Raw genomic sequence first — 3607 nt, 5'->3', positions numbered from 1 at the left:
GTGCGGGCCGGGCAGTTCACCGGTACGGCGTTCGCCGTCGGCAAGGCCCCGTCCGGCGGCGGCACCACGCTGCTGACGAACTTCCACGTGGTCGAGTCGGTCTTCACCGCCGGTGAGCGCAAGGTGTTCCTGGAGCGCAAGGACCAGCGGTTCGAGGCGACGATCATCGCCACCGACAAGGACAAGGACCTGGCGCAGTTGCGCACCACCGCCAAGTTCGCCGGTCTGGTCGCGGCCAGTGATCCGGTGCGGTCCGGCCAGCAGATCATCGTGGTCGGCGCGCCGCTCGGGTTGCAGGACAGCGTCACCACGGGCGTGGTCAGCGCGTTCCGCGAAGACGAGCGCGGCGGTGGCCCGGTCATCCAGTTCGACGCGCCGATCAACCCCGGTAACTCCGGCGGCCCGGTGATCAACGGCGCCAAGGAGGTCGTCGGCATCGCCACGGCCAAGGCCCGCAACGCCGAGGGCATCGGGTTGGCGGTGCCGATCAAGACCGCCTGCGACCGGTTCCGCCTCTGCTGACCGGTCGCCCACGCCGGTGTGGGGCGACCGCAGCGCATCGACCCCGGCCCATCGGGCCACCCCGCGGGGGACCAGCTCATCTGGAGGAACGACATGTCCTACCCACCGGCCGGGGGCGACAACCCGCCCCCGGCGCCGGGGGGCACGGTCTACGGCAACGTGTACGGCAGCCGGCCCGCGCCCCAGCAGTACGACCCGAACCAGCCCGCCCCGACCCTGCACCAGCCCACCGCGCCCGACGGCACACCCGGGTACGGCGGATACCAGCCCGCCGCGCCGGGTCAGCCGGGCTACGCGCCGGGCGCCGCTCCGGTGCCCCCACCGATGTCGGCGCCGCCGGTCTCCGTACCGCCGGTCTCCGGCCCCGGCTACCCGCAGCCGCTGTCGGGCCCGCCGCTGTCCGCCCCACCGGTATCCGGCCCCGGCTACGGCCCGCCGCCTATGTCCTGGCCGCCCGGCCCCTACGGACCGGCCGGCGGCGCGCCCGCCGGCGGCGGCCGGAGGTGGGCCCCGCTGGTCCTCGGCCTCGTCGCCGCGCTGCTGTTCGTCTTCGGCGGCGTGATGACCTTCCTGTACGTCTCCACGGACGGCGAGCTGGACAAGTCCCAGCGGCTGGTCAGCCAGCGCGACGGCACCATCTCGGCGAACCAGCAGGAGATCGAGAAGCTCAAGGGTGAGCTGAAGACGGTGCAGGAGCGGCTGTCGGACACCCAGCAGGACCTGACCGGCACCAAGAACGACCGGGACGAGCAGGCCCGGCAGAAGAAGGTCATCGCGAGCTGCCTGGACAAGCTGACCACCGCCATCGCCGCCGCGTCGCGTGGCGACCGGGCTGCCTTCGAGGCGGCGAACAAGGGTCTGGACAAGGTCTGCGACGAGGCCGAGAACTATCTCTGACCTGTACTCGCCCGAGGCCGCCCCGGTTCGCCGGGGCGGCCTTCGCGTATCCGGCCGGGTGTGGTCAGGCGGCGCCGGCGGAACGCCGGGGCAGCGCGGTGACGCCGGGCGGCGGCAGGCCGGCCGTGGAGGCCAGCAGCGTGCACCAGCCGAGCAGGTGCGGACCCAGGTCGGCGCGCAGCGGCGTCCAGGAGGCGCGGATCTCGATGTCGCCGGCGGCGGGCGGCCCGGCCAGCTCGCCGAACCGGGTGGAGAGCGTCTGGGTGACGGTGCCGCCGATCGCCCGGTGCCCGGCGCCCTGCGCGTCCAGCGCGTCGGTCAGCCAGGTCCAGCCGACGCCCGGCAGCAGCGGGTCGCTGGCCAGGTCGACCTCGAGCTCGGCGGTGACGTACGTGACCAGCCGCAACGTGCCCTGCCACGCCTCGTGCCCGGCCGGGTCGTGCAGCAGGATCAGCCGGCCGGTGGCCACCTCGTCGTCGTCGCGCATCACGGCGGCGGAGAGCGCGAACGCGAACGGGGCCAGCCGCTGGGGCGCGCCGACCTCCTCCAGGATGATCTCCGGGCGGGGTGTCACCGACCGCAGCCCCGCGACCGCGCGAGCGAACGTTTCCGGGAGCGCGATCGGGGGGGCCATGCGGGCAGCCTATGCGCGCCCACCGTACGGCGCGCGACGGCGCGCCGGGTGATCGACGGTTAAGAAGGGGCCCTTCCTCTACCGGAGGCGTTAAGCGGGGGCCCTTCCTTCTACGTCACAAATGCGGACGGTGAGCGCGGGCGCCTGCCGGGGGCGTGGCACGATTGCCGCGATGACCACCGACACCACGGGCACTGCCGCCCGAGACGGAGAACCCCGCCGCGGCGGGCCGGCCGACTCGCCCTTCGTGCGCGCCTGCCGGCGCGAGCCGGGCCCGCACACGCCGGTCTGGTTCATGCGCCAGGCCGGCCGGTCGCTGCCGGAGTACCGCGAGATCCGGGCGAACGTGCCGATGCTGGAGTCCTGCCGCCGGCCGGACCTGGTCACCGAGATCACGCTCCAGCCGGTGCGCCGGCACGGCGTGGACGCGGCGATCCTGTTCAGCGACATCGTGGTGCCGGTCGCCGCGGCCGGCATCGACCTGGACATCGTGCCCGGCACCGGCCCGGTGGTGGCCGAGCCGATCCGTACCGCCGCCGACGTCGAGCGGATCTCCCCGATCGGCCGCGACGAGGTGTCGTACGTGGACGAGGCGGTCCGCCAGCTCGTCGTCGAGCTGGGCGACACCCCGCTGATCGGCTTCGCCGGCGCCCCGTTCACGCTCGCCAGCTACCTGGTCGAGGGCGGGCCGTCGCGTACCCACGCCAAGACCAAGGCGCTGATGTACGGCGACCCGGACCTGTGGCACGCGCTGTGCGCCCGGCTGGCCGAGGTGACGCTGGCGTTCCTCCAGGTGCAGATCGACGCCGGGGTCTCCGCGGTGCAGCTGTTCGACTCGTGGGCCGGCGCGCTCTCCGAGGCCGACTACCGCCGCTTCGTGCTGCCGCACTCGACGTACGTGCTGGGCGGGCTCGCTGACTCCGGCGTGCCGCGGATCCACTTCGGGGTGGGCACCGGCGAGCTGCTCGGCGCGATGGGCGAGGCCGGCGCCGACGTGGTGGGCGTGGACTGGCGTACGCCGCTGGACGTCGCCACCGGCCGGATCGGGCCGGACAAGGCGGTGCAGGGCAACCTCGACCCGACCGTGCTGCTCGCGCCCTGGCCGGTGGTGGAGACCGAGGTGCGGCGCATCGTCGAGCAGGGCCGGGCCGCTCCCGGCCACGTGTTCAACCTCGGCCACGGCGTCCTGCCGGAGACCGACCCCGAGGTGCTGACCCGGGTGGTCGCGCTGGTGCACGAGCTGACCGCGCGACCGGAGCGCTAGGAGGCGACAGTGGTGCGACCGTGGCGGGTGGCGATCGTCGGTGGCGGGATCACCGGGCTGGCCGCCGCCGTCCGGTTGCGCGACAGCGCTCCCGAGGGCACCGAGGTCACCGTGTACGAGCAGTCCGGCCGCCTCGGCGGCAAGCTGTTCACCGGTGAGCTCGCAGGCGGGCCGGTCGAGTTCGGCGCGGAGTCGTTCCTGATGCGCGACCCGGCCGGTGGCGAGTCGGCGGCGGTGACGCTGGCCCGGCGCCTCGGCCTGGCCGAGGCGATCGTGCACCCGACCGTCGG

General features: G+C 74.2%; 5 protein-coding genes. 4 read left to right on the top strand and 1 reads right to left on the bottom strand.

Translation table 11 applies throughout. The features are described from left to right. Both MCBG_RS11990 and MCBG_RS11985 read left to right on the top strand, forming a co-directional pair. On the top strand, positions 1 to 522 hold a 522-nt coding region (locus tag MCBG_RS11990), incomplete at its 5' end, for a S1C family serine protease (protein WP_043325647.1). A gap of 93 nt (positions 523 to 615) precedes the next feature. Next, complete coding sequence (locus MCBG_RS11985; protein ID WP_043325645.1) at positions 616 to 1419, top strand: hypothetical protein; 804 nt, start codon at positions 616 to 618, stop codon at positions 1417 to 1419. A 64-nt stretch (positions 1420 to 1483) separates the two neighbouring features. Here MCBG_RS11985 and MCBG_RS11980 read toward each other — a convergent pair whose 3' ends face one another. After that, positions 1484 to 2053 carry a DUF3000 domain-containing protein gene (locus tag MCBG_RS11980; protein ID WP_043325643.1) on the bottom strand — a complete coding sequence of 190 codons (570 nt, stop codon included), beginning with the start codon at positions 2051 to 2053 and terminating at the stop codon, positions 1484 to 1486. A 172-nt stretch (positions 2054 to 2225) separates the two neighbouring features. On the opposite strand from MCBG_RS11980, the gene hemE reads away from it, so the two are divergent. Together hemE and MCBG_RS11970 are read left to right on the top strand one after the other, a co-directional pair. Further along, on the top strand, positions 2226 to 3317 hold the full coding sequence (gene hemE / locus MCBG_RS11975; RefSeq protein ID WP_043325641.1) for a uroporphyrinogen decarboxylase: 1092 nt from the start codon (positions 2226 to 2228) through the stop codon (positions 3315 to 3317). A 9-nt stretch (positions 3318 to 3326) separates the two neighbouring features. Continuing rightward, positions 3327 to 3607: FAD-dependent oxidoreductase (locus tag MCBG_RS11970; protein WP_043325640.1), on the top strand; the 281-nt coding region annotated here is incomplete at its 3' end.

The organism is Micromonospora sp. M42 (genome assembly GCF_000568915.1).
GTDB classification, from domain to species: Bacteria; Actinomycetota; Actinomycetes; order Mycobacteriales; family Micromonosporaceae; genus Micromonospora; species Micromonospora chalcea.
This window is presented reverse-complemented; position numbering and strand designations above follow the sequence as displayed.

Bases quoted from the DNA above. Each gene is read 5' to 3' on its own strand.
- hemE (WP_043325641.1), top strand. From the start codon at position 2,226: ATGACCACCGACACCACGGGCACTGCCGCCCGAGACGGAGAACCCCGC.
- MCBG_RS11985 (WP_043325645.1), top strand. From the start codon at position 616: ATGTCCTACCCACCGGCCGGGGGCGACAACCCGCCCCCGGCGCCGGGG.
- MCBG_RS11980 (WP_043325643.1), bottom strand. From the start codon at position 2,053: ATGGCCCCCCCGATCGCGCTCCCGGAAACGTTCGCTCGCGCGGTCGCG.